This window comes from Collinsella sp. OF02-10 (assembly GCF_003463445.1).
Lineage (GTDB): Bacteria > Actinomycetota > Coriobacteriia > Coriobacteriales > Coriobacteriaceae > Collinsella.
The window spans coordinates 12,077-30,334 of record NZ_QSCW01000021.1 but is presented as its reverse complement, the minus strand read 5'-3'; the positions used below and the strand labels follow the sequence as shown (position 1 = coordinate 30,334).

Sequence of the window (18,258 nt, the reverse complement as noted above, 5' to 3'; positions counted from 1 at the left end):
GCCCCCCCCCCCTTTTTTGTATCTCGGGCAATTTGTCTCACATAGTAGCTGTGTTTTATAACCCTCGTTTGTCGCATCTTCTGCGAACGGGCTACAATAACTTAGTCTGTGCGATATGGAGGTGAACATGGCTGAAGCTGGTATCGGCGTTGATATCGTCGAGATTTCCCGCATGAAATCAATTCTTGAAAAGACGCCGTCGTTTGCTCGGCGTGTGTTTACCGAAGAAGAGCGTGCGTATTGCGATGTATCATCGCGTCCCGCTGCTCACTATGCGAGCCGCTTTGCTTCGCGCGAGGCGGTGCTTAAAGCTCTCGGCACGGGTTTTAGTCAAGGCGTGGGTCGCAAGGATGTTTCGGTAACGCGTGATAAACTCGGCAAACCGAAGGCGCTGCTTTCGGGCCGTGCTCTCGAGATCGCTCAAGAACTGGGCGTTGTTGAGGTCGCTCTTTCCATTACGCTTACGGGAGACTTGGCCGTTGCGAATGCCATCGCGATTACCGAAGATGCTCGGCCTAAGCCAAAAGATGAAAAGGTGAGCACCAAGAAACGCGTTGCGCAGACATTTAAAGAGGCTCGCTCTGTATTAGATGAGCTCGAGCAGCTGCAGAATTCAGCATTGACGGAGCACCTGGGCGATGCTTCGCAAGATACGCTAGGAGCATAGATGAAACCGGTTTTGAGTACCGAAGAAGTCGTTCGTCTCGAGGATATCATCGAACGCGAAGGGACTTCGAAGGCCGAGCTTATGGAGCTAGCGGGTGAGTTTGCCGCTAACGAGGTTTTGAAGCTCAATCCCGATCGGGTTCTCGTTTTGGTCGGTTTTGGTAATAATGGCGGCGACGGTTGGGTTGCCGCCGATATCCTGAGCCATAAGGGTGTGGACGTGGATATCGTTTCTCCGGTTGAACCGGATGAGATTCCTGCTGCTCTGGCACGTCATGTTGCTCGTCGTACTGCCGGCCGCGATGTGCACGTTTGCGTCGGCCCCTCGCGTGATGAACTCGAGGTTTTGATCGATAAGGCCGATGTTGTTGTCGATGCCATTTTTGGTACCGGTTTCCACGGGAATCTGCGTGCGCCGTTCTCCATTTGGATTCCTACGGTCAATGAATGCGCCGATTGTGTCGTATCCATTGATGTCCCCTCGGGCCTGAATGCAGAGACGGGCGTTGTTGATGACGACTGCATTCGTGCCGAGCGCACGGTGACGATGATTGCGCCCAAGATTGGTCTGTATAGCGCTGATGGTCCTGAGTATGCTGGCGATTTGATCTGCGGCAATCTTTACGACCGTCTTGACGAGGTCATCGATGATGTCGACCACGCCGCCGAGATTGTCGAGCCCGGTGACTTAGTTGATTACTTTGCTCCGCTACCATCGAATATCGATAAGTATTCCCGTGGCTCCGTGCTTATTGTCGCCGGATCTGCGCAATATCCTGGTGCTGCCATTATGGCGGCCAAGTCTGCAGCTCGCGCGGGTGCTGGTTACGTGGCAGTCGCGGCTCCTGACGCCTGCGCCAATCTCATTCGCATGGCACTTCCTTCGATTCCGGTCTTTGCTATTCCGTCTGATTCCCGCGGCTCCTTTGGCGCCGCTGCGCGCATGACGGTGTGCGAGATCGCAAAGAAGTACAGCTGCGTGCTGTGCGGTCCCGGTATGACGACGTCTGCCGGCGCTATGCAGGTGGTTTCGGGCTTGCTCGAGCTTGATGTACCGCTAATTTTGGACGCCGATGCACTCAACTGCCTTGCTAAGATTGCCATTGACGGTATTGATAGTAACCCCGAGATGTATCGCCGCGAGCAGCCGTTGGTTATGACGCCGCACTATCGTGAGCTTTCGCGCCTGGTTGCCGGTGACGAGGTGAACGACCTTGGTACCGCGATTGCGGCCGCGCAGAAGGTTGTCTGGGCTGCAGGCTCCGACAATCTGGTGGTCATTGCCAAGGGGCCGACGACGGCTATCTGTGGCGTTGAGCGTGTGCTGCTGCCGCTCTCGGGTCCGGCTTCTCTGGCAACTGCCGGTTCGGGTGATGTTCTCGCGGGTATTTTGGCCGGCACGCTTGCCACCATGCGCGACGAGATGGATCGTTGGGAGTTGCTGTATTCGTACGCCGTCGCACTTCACAGCTACGCCGGTTTTGCCGCGGCGACGGAGTATGGTGAGAAGAGCGTCATCGCGACCGATCTTATCGACTTGATCGGTCCTGCCATGGAGCTGGCGGCAAAGGATGCGCTCGAAGATCTGGGAATCATGGACGAAGGGTCGGATGACTAATCATGAATAAAGCCGATTTGACGCGCTGGTCCTGGGTCGAGATCGACCGCGGGGCGCTCCGTCGCAACACGAGGGCCTATAAGAACTTGTTGAATCCGCGTCAGCGCCTGTGCTGCGTGGTCAAGGCCGATGCTTATGGTCATGGAGCTGTTGAGTGTGCCAAGATCATGTATTCGGCCGGTGCCGACATGTTTGCCGTGGCGACGGTTAACGAGGGCGTTGGGCTCCGTCAGGGCGGGATTACTAAGCCCGTCCTGATTCTAAGTGAGCCGCCTATCGAGGCTATTCCTGCATTGCTCGAATTCGATATCATGCCCTCGGTCTATACGTCCGATTTTGCTCTTGCGTATGGCGAATGCGCCGTCGCGGCGGGCAAGGTGGGCAAGTACCATCTTGCCATCGAGACGGGCATGAATCGTATCGGTGTTCACTACACACAGGTGCTCGACTTTGTACGCGGCATCAGTTTCCATCGCGGCATCCAGTGCGACGGCGTATTTACGCACTTTGCCACGGCCGATGAACCTTCGGGTTGGGACTACAAGCTGCAGTGCCAGCGTTTTACCGAGGCCGTTCAGGCCATTAAGGACGCAGGTTTTGAATGCGGTATCGTGCATTGTGCCAATACGCCGTCCTCGATGCTCGATTCTTCAATGCACTTTGACATGATTCGTGCCGGCATCGGTTTGTATGGTCTGCAGCCATGTGAGCTGAGTGGTCGCGTGATGCAGCTTGATCCCGTCATGAGCGTCCACGCGCGTGTGACGCGCGTGGCGCATCCTGCGATGGGCGAGGGCGTGGGCTACGGCTTTACCTACCGCGTACCGCGCACGCGCGTTCAGATCTGCACCCTTCCGATCGGTTATGCCGATGGCCTTTCGCGTACGCTTTCCAATCGTATGGACGTGCTGTATCGCGGCGAGCGTGTGCGTCAGGTGGGCAATATCTGCATGGACCAGTTTATGGTCGCCATTCAGTCCAACCCGGCGCATGAGATTCCCGAGGCCGAGTATGGTGACGAGATGATCATTGTCGGCCGCGATGGAGATGCCGAGATTACCATGGACGAGATGGCGCGCCTACGCGGCACGATTAACTACGAGGTCGCTTGCGGCTTTGGTATGCGTCTCGACAAGGTCTACGTGTAGGAGTCGCTATGGGCGTCATGCACATCCCCGGCCATAGCCATCAGGCGCCGCGTGAGGTCGCACTCGAGGAGATCGAGGCCGTTCTGGGCGATTGTCACCTTTGCCAGCTTTACCAGTCGCGCCATAACATCGTGTTTGGCGTGGGAAACCCCCACGCTCGCGTGATGTTTATTGGCGAGGCGCCGGGCCGCAATGAGGATTTGCAGGGCGAGCCCTTTGTGGGGGCGGCAGGCGAGGACCTCAACGGCATTTTGTCGCTGGCGGGGCTCAAACGCGAAGACGTCTACATTGCCAACGTGCTTAAGTGCCGCCCGCCGGGAAACCGCAATCCGCGTCCCGAGGAAGTGCTGGCTTGCTCGCCGTTTTTGCGTGAGCAGATTCGAAGCATCTGGCCCGATATCATCGTGACGCTCGGCAATCCCGCGACGCACTTTGTGCTTAAGACCGAGATCGGCATTACTAAGCTGCGCGGCAGGTTCCACCAGATGGGGCATTTTGTGGTAATGCCCACGTTCCATCCGGCAGCGGCGCTACGCAATCCGGCGTGGCAGGAGCTACTGGAGGAAGACTTTAAGATGCTGGGCGACTATCTGGAGCGACATCCCGCGCCAGAGGACGCCTCGGAATAATAAGGAGCATATATGTCCCTGGAGCGCCTGGGGGTAGGTACTTACAAAACGACTTGTGCTGCCGATACGGAGTACTTTGGCGAGCTAATTGCACCGTGCCTTGAGGACGGCGATGTGCTCATCCTGACCGGTGGCCTGGGAGTGGGCAAAACTCACTTTACCAAGGGCGTCTCGCGCGGGCTGGGCGATGGGCATATGGTTACGAGCCCTACGTTTGCGCTCATGGCCGTTCACGATCAAGGTCGTATTCCGCTGTTTCACTTTGATCTATACCGCCTGGAGCATGCCTACGAGCTCGAGGATACGGGCATTTTCGATGTGCTGGGCTATGAGGGTGCTTGCCTGCTGGAATGGGGCGAACAATTCCAGGACGAGCTGACGGATGAGTATCTTTCGGTGACGCTCAAGCGTGATGAGGGCGACAGCGATGTGCGAACGATAACGCTTGAGGCGCACGGTGACCGCGCAATGGAGCTTTCCCATTTGATTGATAAGGCTGTACAAGATGAGCTTGCATAACGACAACGCGCTGGTGGTGGCGCTCGATACCTCGACCGACATGCTTGCCTGCGCGGCAAGCTGGATTGATGGGCAGACGGGCGAGACGAAGCTCGTGAGTGGCGACCGCATGTGTCGCCGTCACGCCAACGTTGAGCTCGTGAATACCGTTGATGGCGTGCTGGCTCAAGCCGGTCTGGATCGCAGCGATGTTGGTTGCTATGTGGTCGGCCGCGGCCCGGGGTCCTTTACGGGTGTGCGCATCGGCATCTCCACTGCCAAGGGCCTCGCGCGTGGTGCCAATGTTCCGCTGCTGGGCGTGTCGACGCTCGACGCTTGCGCTTGGACGGCGTGGAAGGCTGGCGTGCGCGGCAAGCTTGGTATCTTGGCCGATGCTATGCGCGGTGAGGTATATCCGGCGCTGTATATGCTGGTCGATGAGGGTCTCGAGCGTCAATTTGAGCGCGAACACGTGGTCAAGGCCGCCGTGGCGCTCGATGAGTGGCGCCAAGCAGCGGACTGGGGCCAGGTTCAGCTGACCGGTGACGGTCTCGTGCGCTATGGCAAGCTGCTGGGTGAGGACGAGGCCGCCCGTTGCGTGGAGCGCGACCTGTGGTGGCCTTCGGGCGAGGGCTTGCTGCTCGCGCACGCTGCGGGTGACGGCGATCCGGCCCGCGTCCTGCCGATTTACACGCGCCTTTCGGATGCCGAGGAAAACGAGCGCAAGCGTCTTGGTCTTGCCGAGAGTGCGCAGAGCGAAATTACGGGTGTTGCCGATGAGCTCGCCGGTCGTCATCTGCAGTTCCGTCCCATGGGCGCGGCGGATGCCGAGGGCGCGAGCGCGCTGGAGGCTGCCTGCTTTGAAGGTGCCGGACACGAGGCATGGACGCCGGGCATGTTCCTGTCCGAACTGGGCGAGGACGTCGCTGCGCCGCGTAGTTGGTGGGTGGCACACGACGACGGCAAGCTGCTGGGCCTTGCCGGCGGTATGGTCGTGGACGGTGATGTGCAGATTCTGGATGTCGCCGTCGACCCGGCACATCGCCGTGAGGGCATTGCCCGCAAGCTGCTGTCGCACGTGAGCTATGATGCCCAGATGCTCGGCTGCACTACGGCTTCGCTCGAGGTCGAGGACGGTAACGAGGGAGCGACCGCGCTTTATAACGCTCTGGGCTTTACCGAGGCTGGCCGTCGCCGCGGCTATTATGGTGCCGGCAAGGACGCCATCGTCATGACGGCTCCGCTGCCCCTGGTGCTTCCGGTCGACAATGCTTCGCCCGAGCCGACGGCGGCAGAGCAGCGCGTATGGCCGCTGCCTGCGCCTGGGCGCTCTGCCGAGGAACGTGTCGAGATTGAGCATCGCCGCCTAGTGCTCGCTATCGAGAGCTCCTGCGACGAGACGGCGGTGGCGATTATCGATGCGGATGGCAATATGCTGGCCAACCAGGTGTCGACGCAAATTGATTTTCATGCCCGCTTTGGCGGCGTGGTGCCCGAGATCGCCTCGCGCAAACACGTTGAGGTGATTGTGAGTGTCGTGGATGCGGCGCTTGAGGATGCCGCAGCATCGCTGGGCCTTACGGGCGGAGCCATTGCACCAAGTGAGCTTGCCGCCGTGGGTGTGACGCAGGGTCCGGGCCTGGTGGGCGCGCTCGTGGTGGGCGTTGCCTTTGCCAAAGGCTTTGCCTACGCTGCCGGTAAGCCGCTCGTATGCGTCAACCATCTGGAGGGGCACCTGTTTGCCAACCTGTTGGCGCAGCCCGACCTCAAGCCGCCGTTTATCTTCACGCTCGTCTCGGGCGGTCATACCATGCTTGTTCACGTCAAGGCGTGGGGCGACTACGAGGTGCTCGGCGAGACGCTCGACGACGCCGTGGGCGAAGCCTTCGACAAGGTGGCAAAGGCGCTGGGCCTGGGCTATCCCGGTGGCCCCATCATCTCCAAGCTTGCCGAGACGGGCAACCCCAAGGCGATCGATTTTCCCCGCGCGCTTAACAGCAGGGGAGACTACCGCTTCTCGCTTTCGGGCCTCAAGACGGCGGTGACGCTCTACATCGAGCAGGAGACCAAGGCCGGGCGCACGATTCACCTGCCCGATCTAGCGGCCTCGTTTGAGGCGGCGGTCTTTGACGTGCAGTACAAGAAGGCCAAAAACGCCCTGCACGCCACCGGGTGCAAGGAGTATTGCATCGGCGGTGGTGTCTCGGCCAATCCGCATCTGCGCGAGATGATGATCAAGAAGCTCGGGCGTCAGGGGATCCGCGTGACGGTGCCGCCCTTGTCTGCCTGCACCGATAACGCTGCCATGATCGCGGAGGTCGCTCGCCGTAAATTCGACCGAGGTGAAATCTCGCCGTTCGACGTCGATGCCGATCCGAACATGACGCTGTAGTTGCAAAGGTGCGATCCCCGGCGCTGCCCGGGCGCCAACGGCCGCATATGAACTTTCCTGCTCTACAGTCCTGCTCACGACGGAGGCCACATTAAGTGGCCTCCTGTTCGTGCGGAACTCGCGATAAAGTTCATATGCGGCCGTTGGCGCCCGGGCAGCGCCGGGGACCTTTCTGTATCGATATAGCTTCTGAGCTGGATCGGCGTCGACAACGTCCAGCAAGGTTAACAAGCCAGCGTTGAATTTCCGGCGTGCTTTAGCTGAAAGAAAAGATGGCATGCGGAGCTTTGCTCCGCATTTGGGATGGGAGCCCCTCGGGAGCGGGCGGGCGTATACAAGGTTTATCGCGAGTTCCGCACGAGCCGGAGAGCGCTTAATGTGCTCTCCGTGCGAGCAGGACTGTAGAGCAGGAAACCTTGTATACGCCCGCCCGCTCCCGAGGGGCATCTCTCATGCAAAAACTTTTGTTGGGTAAAGTCCGAGGTCAGTGGCGTTTTATAACGAGAAATTCAAAAAAGTTGAAAATCCATTACAAATTTGCGTTGACTTTAGGTAACTAAAGTTTCATACTCCTTTTCAACCACTGGGGGATGTGAACACGCACGGATCGTTCGCATCATGATTGAAGAGGATTTTTTAGACATGTTCACGCATCAGCTAAACATTATCAGCGTAGTAATTATCTGATGCGGGTTAGTACATACAGCTAGCCCGTACGATAACGGGCGGCTGATGAAGATGAGGGCCGTCGAGCGCAACCGACGGCCCCCATTTTTTATGTCTGAGAAGTTCTTTTTAGAGGAGGAAATGACATGAACGGAGTTTTGCTCATGGTTGTGACCGCGGCGGTGCTCGCCTGCGGCTATCTGGGCTATGGCCGCTGGCTGGCCAACAAGTGGGGTGTTGACAAAGAGGCCCTCACGCCGGCCAAACGCATGAAGGACGGCAAGAGCTTCTCGCCTGTCTCTGCCTTCACCGCGTTCTCGCACCAGTTCAGCTCGATCTGCGGTGCTGGCCCTGTCACGGGTACGATCGTCGCCATGGCCTTTGGCTGGCTGCCCGTCGTGCTCTGGGTCCTCGTCGGCGGCATCTTTTTTGGCGCCGTCCACGACTTTGGTGCTCTGTACGCTTCGATGAAGAACAACGGCAAGTCGCTCGCTCAGCTCATCGAGAAGTACATCGGCAAGACCGGCCGTCGCCTGTTCCTGCTGTTCTGCTGGCTGTTCTGCATCATCGTCATCGCCGCCTTCACCGACATGGTCTGCAAGACGTTCATGTTCACCCCGGCCGTTGACGCTTCTGGTGCTGCTACCGGTGCCATCGACTTCACCAAGTCCTATGCCGCCGGCTGCGCTGGTACCATCTCCATCCTGTTCACCTTCGTCGCTATCGCCTTTGGTTGGGCCCAGAAGAAGTTCAACCTCACCGGCGCTGCCGAGTTTGTCACTGGCGTGGTGCTCATGGTTCTCATGTTTGCCGTCGGCATGCAGTTCCCGGTCTACCTGGACAAGTTCCAGTGGTTCGCCGTCGTCATGGTCTACCTGGTCTTTGCTGGCGCTATGCCCATCCAGATGCTCAAGACCCCGCGTGACTACCTCACTTCCATCATGATGATCGTCATGATCGCCTGCGCTGTCCTCGGCATCGTCGTCCTGGGCGTCAACGGTCAGGCCACCATCACCGCTCCGGTCTTCACTGGCTTCTCCACTGCCTCCGGCATGATGTTCCCGGTCCTGTTCGTCTCCGTCGCTTGCGGTGCTCTCTCCGGTTTCCACAGCCTCGTTTCTTCCGGCACCTCTTCCAAGCAGGTCGAGAAGGAGCAGGACGCCGTCAAGGTCGGTTACGGCGCAATGATCGTCGAGTCCTTCGTCGGCATCCTTGCCATCATCGTCGCCGGCATCATGTTCTCCGATATGAACACCGCCGGTACCGGCGCCCTCAACGCTGGTGTCGCTTCCACCCCGTTCCAGATCTTCGCCGCTGGCATCTCCCGCGGTATGCAGGCCTTCGGTGTTGACGGCACGCTCGCTACCGTCTTCATGACCATGAACGTCTCCGCTCTGGCCCTGACCTCGCTCGACGCCGTCGCCCGCATCGCCCGCACCTCGTTCTCCGAGTTCTTTGCCCAGACCAACGATGCTCTGGCCATCGAGTCCAAGGCCGGCTATATGAAGGTCCTCGGCAACCCCTGGTTTGCCACGGTCGTCACCCTGCTTCCCGGTCTCGCCCTCGCTTTTGGTGGCTATGCCAACATCTGGCCGCTCTTTGGTGCTTCCAACCAGCTGCTCGGCGGCATGACCATGATCACCCTCGCCGTGTTCTGCAAGTGCACCGGTCGCAAGGGCTGGATGCTCTACGTGCCCGTCGCCTTCCTGCTCTGCTGCACATTCACCTCGCTGGTCCAGAGCGCCATGGGCTGCATGACCGCCGTCCAGGCTTATGGCTTCTTTGGCACCATCCCGGCTACCGCCACCACGGCTGCCGTCTCCGTCGCTGCCACTAAGGGCCTGCAGCTCGTCTTCGCTGTCCTGCTGATGGTCCTGGGCCTCATCGTTGCCGTCAACTGCCTCAAGGAGTTCTTCGGCAAAGAGGCCGGCTCCATGCCCGACGAGGAGCCCGAGTGGTCCGAGATGGGCAAGGCTGAGTACGGTCGCGCCGCTGCTGCGGAGGCTCCCGCCGACGCCGAGGCTGTCAAGGCCTAGTCGACTTGATGGAGTGACCGTTCCATCCATATGACTCGGAAAGACCGGGTCCGCAACGATGCGGACTCGGTCTTTTTCTTGCGAGAACGGGTGATGCAAGGGCGTCCTCGCAGATGTTTTGCGTGGATAGGCTCGCGCGTTGTACCATATAGACGTATATGTGTGCATATGAAAGGGGCCCCGTGGCCAAGACGGTATATTCCGATAACCAAAACAATGTCGATGCTTTGGCTGAGCGCCTGAGCAGCCAGACGTCGCTTTCTGCCGAGCGCGCCAAGCTGGTTGCCTACGACCTGCTCTGCCGCAAGGCGCTCAAGATCAAGTCGAGCGCGCTGGCGCAGATTTTCCGTTCCGTCGATAAGGAATGCGACACCAAGGCGATGCGCGACGAACTCATCGCGGCAAAGATCGTTACCAAGATCGAGGGCAGCGGCATTAACGGGCGCCCGGCGTTCTATACCATCAATGCCGAGATCCGCGATGCCCAGGGGCAGCCTGCCGAGTCCGTCGAAGATTTTGTCGTCGAGGATTTCGCTGACGTGCCTGCTGTGGAAGAAGCTGCTCCGCGTGAGCATGTCGATACCGATGAGTTGCTCGATGAGAACGTTGTGCGTGCCTTTACGGCCAAGGCAGGACGCGGCGGTTTTGGCGGGGGCGGCAAGCGCGATGCACAGCGCCGCGCCCAGCAGGAGCGCTTCCGTCGCGCCGTTGCTCGAAAGGGCGAGACGGATGCCGAGGCTGTTGAGACCGAGGTTGCTGCCGAGTCGCAGAAGCCCACGAAGGAGCAAAAGCCCGTGGAGGCCCAAGAGCCCAAGCGCCGCCGCGGTGCTCACTTTAAGGCTGCACAGCAGGGTGCCGCGCGTGAGGTCGAAGAGTCTTCTGAGGTTGCAGACGATGTTGAGGAGTCTGCCAAGAAGGCTCCGGGTTCGTGTCGTCCCGGCCGCGGTTTTGCGGGACGCGCGTATCCCGTAAAGCGTCAGGAGAAGGGCGAGTCGGTTTCGACCACCCAGGACGAGAAGGCCGTTGAGCCGGCGGCTCGCGAGCAGCAACCTTCCGAGTCGCAGCCTGCGGCTGACACTGAGGTCAAAGCTCAACAGACCGCTGATAAGCAGGCTGGGGAGAGCGCCTCAGGCAAGCCCCGCCGTCGTCGTCACCGCGGCGGTCGTGGCTCAAATGCCGAGGCCGCGGCCGAGAAGACAGCGACACAAAACGGAGATGAGAAGGCCGAGACTCCGGTGGATCAGGTCAAGCGCCAGCCGGCGAAGGAGGCCAAGTCCGATCGTCCGCAAAAGCGCTCGTCTGCGCCCAAGCAGGAACGTAATACCCGGGCAGATTCCAAGCGTAAGCCTCATGCACAGGCTGAGCCTGCCGCGGCTGATAGTGCTACCCAGCAGCCCGAGTCGGCCGTCCACGGCGAGGTATCGGCGTTTGCCCTTGCCCGCGTTTTGGGCAGGCAGCTGCTCAAAGTTGTCCCTACGCCTACGGCGCTCTCTAAGATCAAGGAGCAGCAGACTCAAATTGTTAAGGTCGAGGGCAAGGACGGCAAAAAGGCGCCGCAGCGCACTCAGCACAACGAGATGTCCAACCGCAAGATTGCCGAGGAAATCGCAATCATCCAGGCTTGGATCGAGCAAAACCGAGGTGCCGATACGCCGGTTGCCTCGCGCCGCCAGCGTGCCTACCAGATTTTTAACGATGAGAAGGCCTTTGACGGCAAGCACGGCGAGCGCCTAATTCGGCGTATGACCGAAAAGGGCATCAGCATGCAGGCGATTAAGGTCGCCCCCAACCGCCCCGTTCACTTTACGGGTTTCTTTACGCTGGGCGCCGATAAGCCGTTCATTATGGTCGAGAACCTGGACACCTACGACGAGATCGTCAGGCTGCTGCGTGGCCGCAAGCACGCCAAGCTCTTTGGCATCAAGGTGGGCGGCGTGATTTTTGGCGGCGGATGCAAGGCGAGCGTCTCGCATGCCCTGGACGATTATCTGGCTGAGATCGGCTATCGCTTTAACTACGTCTACTACGTGGGCGATATCGACCGCGAGGGCGCGCGCATCGTCGAGCAGGCTCGCAATGCCAATGTGGTTGAGATTCGCCTGCATGCCGGCATGTACCGCGCCATGCTCGCCGAGCATAAGCGTCGCGTGAAGGCCGGCGGCGAGTGCGAGCCCGCGGCTGCCAACCAGGGCGTGCCGCAGAACTTGGCGGCGACGATCAAGGATCTGCCCATGGTCACGCGCGTGCAGTTCCGCAATGTGCTGCGCGAGGGCGGGCGCATTCCGCAGGAGATTCTGATGACCGCCGACTATCGGGATGGCGACTCAGGAAGCTTCGACCGCATGCTCAACAATTAGGGACGTGTGGCCCCGGCGGGCCGGGCATTAAGTTTGCTGCTCTACAGTCCTGCGCAAGACGAAGGCCACATTAAGTGGCCTTCTTTGCGTGCGGAACTCGCGACAAACTTAATGCCCGGCCGGCCGGGGCCACACGGCACTTTGTAGATGGCGGCTCGCTTTTCGGAACTGGGCTGATGTGGGACGGTGGGATTCCGCGTCCGCCTTTTCGGCGGCCGCGCCCCGCTGTGTCGCTTCGCTCCTTGCGTGCTGCGCTAGAAAACGCTTCGCGTTTCCTCAGCTCCGCACCCTTGCGGGTTCGAATCTCTCCGCTTGCCCACAAGAAAGCGCCCTGGGCCGTTATGGGCTCAGGGCGCTCATTTTTAATGGCTGGGACGGAGGGATTCGAACCCCCAACAGCCGGCACCAAAAACCGGAGTTCTACCGTTGAACTACGTCCCAATGTTTGGTGTTGCCCAAAAGCAACTCGTCTAGTTTACCTAATCTGCGAGGGCATCGCAAACGCCATCGAGAAGGCGGACGGCGAGGGTCTGCGCGTCGCTTGCGGTAAAGGTGCCGTTGTAACGCGTCATGCCGGTGAGCTCGATGCGAATTCGTGCCGGCTTTTGCTGTGCGGCGACATTGGCGGTACGGATGCGCTGGGCCAGGTTGTGGCACTCGGCGAGGGCGATCGTGGCGCGCGGGGCGGCGTCTGCAGGCAACTCGTCGCTTGCGATCTCGAGCACCAGGTCGACATCGGTCGGAACCTCGGAATCGCAAAGCATCATGCCGCTGCTGTCGGTCGTCGCCGTGGCGATGTTCCACATGCGCGATGCTACGCTGCGCGCGATAGGGTCCTCGCCGATGACGGCAATCTGGAAACGCTCGAGCACGTTGGCGGCGCGCGCAAAACCGATGCGAGACTCGGCTTCGGTGACCGAGGGCTTGCCCTCCCACACATGGTGCAGGCGGTTGATGTAGGCGTAGGTGTCCTGGAAGGCCATGCCGTCGGCAAACAGGCCGACATTTTCCTGGAACTGCTGCAGGGCGGCCTCGGTATGCGGACCAAAGTAGCCGTCGTCTTCGCCACAGGCAAAGCCCAAAACGTTGAGAGCGCGCTGCAGGGCCTTGACGTCGGCGCCGTGAAAATTGGGCATGCGAAGGTAGAGCGTGCGATCGCCCAACTTGTATGAAGCGTCTACAAGGGCGCTCCAGCAGGGGATATCGACAGCATAACCGGCCGCAAGGCCGCTATCGAGCCTAAACGTGCCAACGGCCTGCTCGGTGGTGGTGCCAAAGCGCTTGTCGGCGACCTCGTCGGCATCGATGGTGTAACCGAGCTGCAGAAGGCGGGACTGAACATCCTCGACGGCTGCTCCCTGCATGCCCGTGGTAATAGGTTCCATGAACGAACCCCTTTCGGCGTACCATTCGTACTATTTTGAGCGTGTGTCGGATAGACAACGCGAGACAATTTATAAACATGCACTCAATAGTGTAGCAACTTGTACCCAAACTCGCTGCCCACAGGTTTTATGACCCCCGCTAGTTAAGACGCTCCACAAAGAAATCTGCCATTGAGAGGAAGAGCTCGCGCGCATGCGGGTCGAGCTCAACGTTCTCGATGGCAGCCTTGGCTTTTGCGGTCAGGTCCAGCGCGTAGGCGTGAGCATATTCGATGGAGCCGGTCTGCTGGAAGATCTCCACGGCGCGCGCGAGCTGCGCGGGGTCCTCGGTGCCCGAGGAAAGGATTGCCTCGACCTCGTCGTGATGGCGCTCATCAGACAGGGCGTGCACGGCAACGAGCGTGCGTTTACCCTCGGTGATGTCGGTGCGGAAGTCCTTGTTGGCGGCCTCTTTGGTGCCGACCAAGTTGAGCAGGTCGTCCTGAATCTGAAAGGCAAGGCCGGTGTGCAGGCCAAAGGCGCGTAGCGCCTCGACCTGCTCTTCGCTGCCGCCGCCGATAATGGCTCCGGCGGCAAGCGGCGTGGCTCCGCTGTAGTACGCGGTCTTGTGCGTCGCCATGTCCAGATAATCGTCGACCGAAATGTCAAAGCGCCCGTCGCGGACCCAGCCCAGGTCGAGCGCCTGGCCCTCGATGGTACGGACGATCATCTCGGTAAGCTCGTGGAGCACGCGAAGCTTCACGTCTGCGTTGAGCGTGGGGTCGTCGAGAACCGTCTTGGTGACCATGGTGAGCGCCAGGTCACCGCAGTTGATGGCAAGACCGGTACCCTCGGTAAGGTGCATGCAGGGCTTGCCGCGACGAATCTGCCCGTTGTCGGCGATGTCGTCGTGGATGAGTGCGCCCGACTGAAAGTGCTCGATGGCCGCCGCGGCGCTGCGGGCGCTCTCAAAGCTACCGCCCACTGCGGTTGCGGCGAGCATGCAGATGAGCGGGCGGTGGCGCTTGCCAGCGTTTGCCGTAAATGCCGAGAGCGGGGTATACAGGTAACGCTCGATATCGGCGGAAGTCGCCTGTCCGTCAAAGAACGTGGCCAGATAGTCGTTAATCTGGTCAAAGTGCTGGGCTAAAAAGCTGGTAAACGGACTGGACACGGGTTCTCGCATTCTTTGATAGGTTGCATCGTTGCATTATGCAGACAACATATTGCCACATTAGGGCGTCGAGCGCGGCGGTTGAAGACGATTGGTCCATGCGGCCGCAAGTGCGGTAGGGGCTTGGCTAGATAAGCCCAAAGTGTTCGAGCGCGGTGACGACGCCGTCGTGGTCGATGCTGTCGGTGACATAGTCGGCCTTTTCCTTGAGGAAGTCCGGTGCGTTGCCCATGGCGATGCCAACGTCGACGGCGTTCATCAGCGAGACGTCATTGCTGGCGTCGCCGATGCCGTATACGGTTCCGTGGTGGGGATCGAGGGCGTCGAGTACGGACTGGATACCCTCGCGCTTGGTGCATTCGCGAGGCGAAATCTCGGTCACTTCGAGCTCGAGCTCGTTAAAGCAGAGCAGCGGCTCAAACGCTTGATCCTGAGCGATGCGGTTGGCAAGCGACGTGGACATTAAGATCTTGTAGGCGCTGTAATGTTGCAGCTGCGTAATTGCATCGCCCACGGTGCGGGCGTATCCCGGGGCGTCGGGCGCATCGGCACTCATGCGAACGACGCCATTGAGTCCCTCAAAACGAATCACTTCGTCCGATTGCTCAAGAATGGGAGCAAGGCGCTGCAGCATGCCGGGCGTCATCGCCAAATCGCGAATCACGTGTCCCTCAAGTTCGACATAGCCACCCGCGAGGCAGACGATGCCGGTCCAGGGCAGCTCGAGCAGCTTTGGATGGATGCAGCTCAGCGTGCGCCCTGTGCAGATAAACGCCATATTGCCCTTGGCGACAAAATCACGGATGGCTTGCGAGACCGCTTCATTGGGATAGGGGGAGAGGTCTCGCTCGCTCTCGGGAAGCTCTTGTGCCACTCGAGGGTCTTGCCAGGCGAGTGTTCCGTCGATATCGAAGAAGCAGATATCGCCGCGCTTATGGGCTGCGCTGGCGGCAGGGGAGGCCGAGGTGGTGGGCACAAATCCCGGCTCGAGGCCCATGATCTGGTCAAAATGCTCTTTAACGCGGGGAACGGAGATGCCAATAATCACCTGGGCGGTCTTGCCCGTAATGATGAGGCCCTTGGCGCCCACCGCGACAAACGACGCATTATCTGCAACGATGGAAGGGTCTACGACCTCGACGCGCAGGCGCGTGGCGCAGTTGGTTGCGCCCACGATATTGCCAACGCCACCTAAAAGCTGAATTACCCGCTCAGCGAGGACGTGATCTTGATCGGATTGAATACTGACCTCGCCATTGGGAGATTGTTCTTTGACAAAGCCGCTTCCCGTTAAACGATCGATTGCCGCGCGATTGGAGGCATGATTCTCGCGGCCCGGCGTCTTAAGGTCATAGACCAAGATGAGTGCTCGAAAACTAACAAAAAAGATGAGGCTAAAGGCAAGACCGATACCGAGCGCCAAAAGGTAGGAGCCGGCATGCATTCGCATGAGTGGGATGAAGTTGAAGGCCGTCATTTCCATGAGACCGCCCGAGAAGATGCCGACGATGCCAAAGAAGTTCATGGTCATGGCAAGGCAGGAGGACAGGACGGCGTAGAGCAAAAAGAGTCCGGGATAGGTGAACATAAAGAGAAACTCGAGCGGCTCGGTGACGCCGCAGACCACCGAGGCGACGATGGCGGGCAAAAGGATGACCTTAAGGCCGGCGCGGCGTTCGGGTTTGGCGGTGAAATAGAATGCTGCCGCGATGGCGGGAAGGCCAAAGAGCTTGCCCCAGCCGGTGGCGGTAAAACCTGCCCAGGGCGCAAGTTCATTTAAAGGGCGCGTGCTATGGGAGAGAATGGGGAGCAGGTTGGTCCACGTGGCGTAAATACCGTCGTGAATGACCAGATTGTCGTAATAGATGGGCATATAGAGCAGATGGTGCAGCCCCATGGGCTCGAGCGCTCGCTCCAAAAACACAAAGATGCCCACGCCGAAGGGGCCGACGCCCGCAAGTGCGTGGCGCAGCGTTTCGGTCACAGCGTATGCGAAGGGCACGATGGCGGCCGAGATGGCGGCAAGGGCAAACACGGCAAAAAAGCTGATGAGGTAGACCAGCGAGGAACCCGAGAAGGTGCCGAGCCAATCGGGAACCTTGGCATCGTAGAAGCGGTCATGGATGGCGACGACGGTTGCCGACACCGCCAGCGGGCCGATAATGCCGGTGTCGAGCGTCTTGATGCCGTCGATGACGGTGATACCGCTGGCGGGGGTCAAAGATGATGGGTACTTAAGCCCAAGGTTGTCGCCGCTCAGCTTAATGATCTCGCTCAAAAAGAAGCAATAGGCAAAATAGGCCACGAGTGCCTCGAGGCAGCAGCGCGCCGGTTGCTTTTGGGCAAGACCGATAGGCAGCGCTACGGCAAAAAGGAGCGGGAGACGTTTAAAGACCGTCCACGAGCCGCGCTGGATGATGGTCCAGAAAACGTACCAAGGGGTTCCGTATACGGCGAGGTCACCGACGATGTCTACGGTCGTGGCGAGGGCGGAGATGCCGACCATGAGGCCTGATATAGAAAACAGCATGGCGGGCGCGAACATGGCTCCGCCAAAACGTTGGATTTTCTGCAGCATAATATGCCTTCCGGATGCAACATGCTGTGCGAGCAAGAACGTTTAAACAATGAACTCATTGTAGAGGACTGGCTGCTTGCCGCATTGACGGTTTTGATTCGGTCCGATTTGGGTTTCGGGGGAACCGTCGACGGTAAATAATCCGTGCTTTACCGATAATCGGTTTAAACAACTTTAAGAAATGCTATCGTGCCTAGCCATACATATTCATTAGAGGTGAAATCATGCCAAAAGCGATTTACGAAGGAATCTACCGCGAGATCCGTTCGCGCATCATCAACGGGACCTATGCGTTTCAGGAGATGCTGCCAACCGAAGCCGAGCTGACCGCGGAATTTGGCTGCACGCGCAATACCGTTCGACGCGCCTTGAGCATGCTGGCCGACCAGATGTTTGTGCAGCCTATACACGGCAAGGGCGTGCGCGTTATTTGGCTTAAGGGCGAAACCGATATGCTGGGCGCACTCGAAGAGGTTGAGTCGTTTGGCGAGTTCGCAAAACGCAACAATGCCGTCGCATCGACCGAGGTCAAGTCTTTTGAACATTTGATTTGCACTGAGCAACTCTCTCGTCGCCTGGGCTTTAAGGTGGGCGAGGAGCTGATTCGCGTCGTGCGTGTCCGAAGCCTCAACGGCAGCGCGCGCCAGGTGGACCACGGCTACTTTTTGGCGTCGATCGCCAAGGGCCTGACCCCCGAGATCGCGGCGGATTCTATCTACGGCTATCTGGAGCACAAGCGCGGCATCAAAGTGATGGCGAGCCGCCGTACGGTGAGTGTCGAGCTCGCCAACGATGAGGATTGCAGCTATCTGGACCTTGGCAAGTACAACTGCGTCGCCGTTATGGAGAGCCAGTCGTACACCTCGGACGGCATCTTGTTCGAGGTCACGCATGCCCGCACACACCCCGAGATCTTCCATTACCGCGTCAATTCCAAGCGATAGCCGGCTAGCTCGCAGCCTGACGAGACTCATGCCCTCAAAGCGAAAACGCCCGGTCAAACCGACGATGCATCGGCTTGATCGGGCGTTTTCTCTGCATTCGATAACAAATAATTGTTTATACAAAACTTGTCAAGTATCAAGTCGAAATTACCGTTCACGGAAGTTTTTCTACCGCTCTAGTAATACTT

Annotated in this window: 12 protein-coding genes and 1 tRNA gene; 9 read left to right on the top strand and 4 right to left on the bottom strand. The window is 59.2% G+C overall.

Annotated features, from left to right (window positions below):
• Positions 1 to 127 precede the first annotated feature (127 nt).
• The 8 genes from acpS (at position 128) to DXA43_RS08925 (ending at position 12,010) form a co-directional block, all read left to right on the top strand.
• The gene (gene acpS, locus DXA43_RS08960; RefSeq protein WP_117736900.1) at positions 128 to 667 is read left to right on the top strand and encodes a holo-ACP synthase; all 540 of its coding nucleotides are present in this window, start codon (positions 128 to 130) and stop codon (positions 665 to 667) included.
• Positions 668 to 2,284, top strand: a complete 1,617-nt coding sequence (locus DXA43_RS08955) for an NAD(P)H-hydrate dehydratase (protein WP_082435564.1) — start codon at positions 668 to 670, stop codon at positions 2,282 to 2,284.
• Between the two features lie 2 nt (positions 2,285 to 2,286).
• Entirely contained in the window at positions 2,287 to 3,432 is a 1,146-nt protein-coding gene (gene alr / locus DXA43_RS08950) for an alanine racemase (protein WP_089573672.1), read from the top strand.
• A gap of 8 nt (positions 3,433 to 3,440) precedes the next feature.
• Positions 3,441 to 4,061, top strand: coding sequence for a uracil-DNA glycosylase (locus DXA43_RS08945; protein WP_089573671.1), 621 nt, complete (start codon positions 3,441 to 3,443; stop codon positions 4,059 to 4,061).
• Between the two features lie 12 nt (positions 4,062 to 4,073).
• On the top strand, positions 4,074 to 4,580 hold the full coding sequence (gene tsaE, locus DXA43_RS08940) for a tRNA (adenosine(37)-N6)-threonylcarbamoyltransferase complex ATPase subunit type 1 TsaE (RefSeq protein WP_006235849.1): 507 nt from the start codon (positions 4,074 to 4,076) through the stop codon (positions 4,578 to 4,580).
• Positions 4,567 to 6,951 carry a tRNA (adenosine(37)-N6)-threonylcarbamoyltransferase complex transferase subunit TsaD gene (tsaD, locus tag DXA43_RS08935; RefSeq protein ID WP_117806909.1) on the top strand — a complete coding sequence of 795 codons (2,385 nt, stop codon included), beginning with the start codon at positions 4,567 to 4,569 and terminating at the stop codon, positions 6,949 to 6,951. Before tsaE ends, tsaD begins: the two co-directional genes overlap by 14 nt.
• Before the next feature lie 812 nt (positions 6,952 to 7,763).
• Positions 7,764 to 9,653 (top strand): carbon starvation protein A, encoded by a 1,890-nt coding sequence (locus DXA43_RS08930; protein ID WP_117806908.1) that lies wholly within the window; start codon positions 7,764 to 7,766, stop codon positions 9,651 to 9,653.
• 182 nt (positions 9,654 to 9,835) lie between these two features.
• Entirely contained in the window at positions 9,836 to 12,010 is a 2,175-nt protein-coding gene (locus tag DXA43_RS08925; RefSeq protein WP_158564973.1) for a hypothetical protein, read from the top strand.
• Positions 12,011 to 12,376: 366 nt separating this feature from the next.
• Here DXA43_RS08925 and DXA43_RS08920 read toward each other — a convergent pair.
• The 4 genes from DXA43_RS08920 to DXA43_RS08905 form a co-directional block, all read right to left on the bottom strand.
• A tRNA-Gln gene (locus tag DXA43_RS08920) sits at positions 12,377 to 12,451 on the bottom strand.
• A gap of 38 nt (positions 12,452 to 12,489) precedes the next feature.
• Positions 12,490 to 13,395, bottom strand: a complete 906-nt coding sequence (locus DXA43_RS08915) for a peptidoglycan-binding protein (RefSeq protein WP_199408213.1) — start codon at positions 13,393 to 13,395, stop codon at positions 12,490 to 12,492.
• 139 nt (positions 13,396 to 13,534) lie between these two features.
• Positions 13,535 to 14,548 carry a polyprenyl synthetase family protein gene (locus tag DXA43_RS08910; protein ID WP_117806904.1) on the bottom strand — a complete coding sequence of 338 codons (1,014 nt, stop codon included), beginning with the start codon at positions 14,546 to 14,548 and terminating at the stop codon, positions 13,535 to 13,537.
• A gap of 127 nt (positions 14,549 to 14,675) precedes the next feature.
• Entirely contained in the window at positions 14,676 to 17,126 is a 2,451-nt protein-coding gene (locus DXA43_RS08905; protein WP_117806902.1) for a PTS transporter subunit EIIC, read from the bottom strand.
• 224 nt (positions 17,127 to 17,350) lie between these two features.
• Here DXA43_RS08905 and DXA43_RS08900 point away from each other — a divergent pair, with 224 nt between their 5' ends.
• The gene (locus tag DXA43_RS08900) at positions 17,351 to 18,070 is read left to right on the top strand and encodes a GntR family transcriptional regulator (protein WP_117638177.1); all 720 of its coding nucleotides are present in this window, start codon (positions 17,351 to 17,353) and stop codon (positions 18,068 to 18,070) included.
• Positions 18,071 to 18,258 lie beyond the last annotated feature (188 nt).

What these genes read in the sequence shown, in the direction of transcription:
- acpS (WP_117736900.1), top strand. Translation starts at nt 128, where the DNA reads ATGGCTGAAGCTGGTATCGGCGTTGATATCGTCGAGATTTCCCGCATG.
- DXA43_RS08955 (WP_082435564.1), top strand. Translation starts at nt 668, where the DNA reads ATGAAACCGGTTTTGAGTACCGAAGAAGTCGTTCGTCTCGAGGATATC.
- alr (WP_089573672.1), top strand. Translation starts at nt 2,287, where the DNA reads ATGAATAAAGCCGATTTGACGCGCTGGTCCTGGGTCGAGATCGACCGC.
- DXA43_RS08945 (WP_089573671.1), top strand. Translation starts at nt 3,441, where the DNA reads ATGGGCGTCATGCACATCCCCGGCCATAGCCATCAGGCGCCGCGTGAG.
- tsaE (WP_006235849.1), top strand. Translation starts at nt 4,074, where the DNA reads ATGTCCCTGGAGCGCCTGGGGGTAGGTACTTACAAAACGACTTGTGCT.
- tsaD (WP_117806909.1), top strand. Translation starts at nt 4,567, where the DNA reads ATGAGCTTGCATAACGACAACGCGCTGGTGGTGGCGCTCGATACCTCG.
- DXA43_RS08930 (WP_117806908.1), top strand. Translation starts at nt 7,764, where the DNA reads ATGAACGGAGTTTTGCTCATGGTTGTGACCGCGGCGGTGCTCGCCTGC.
- DXA43_RS08915 (WP_199408213.1), bottom strand. Translation starts at nt 13,395, where the DNA reads ATGGAACCTATTACCACGGGCATGCAGGGAGCAGCCGTCGAGGATGTT.
- DXA43_RS08905 (WP_117806902.1), bottom strand. Translation starts at nt 17,126, where the DNA reads ATGCTGCAGAAAATCCAACGTTTTGGCGGAGCCATGTTCGCGCCCGCC.
- DXA43_RS08900 (WP_117638177.1), top strand. Translation starts at nt 17,351, where the DNA reads ATGCCAAAAGCGATTTACGAAGGAATCTACCGCGAGATCCGTTCGCGC.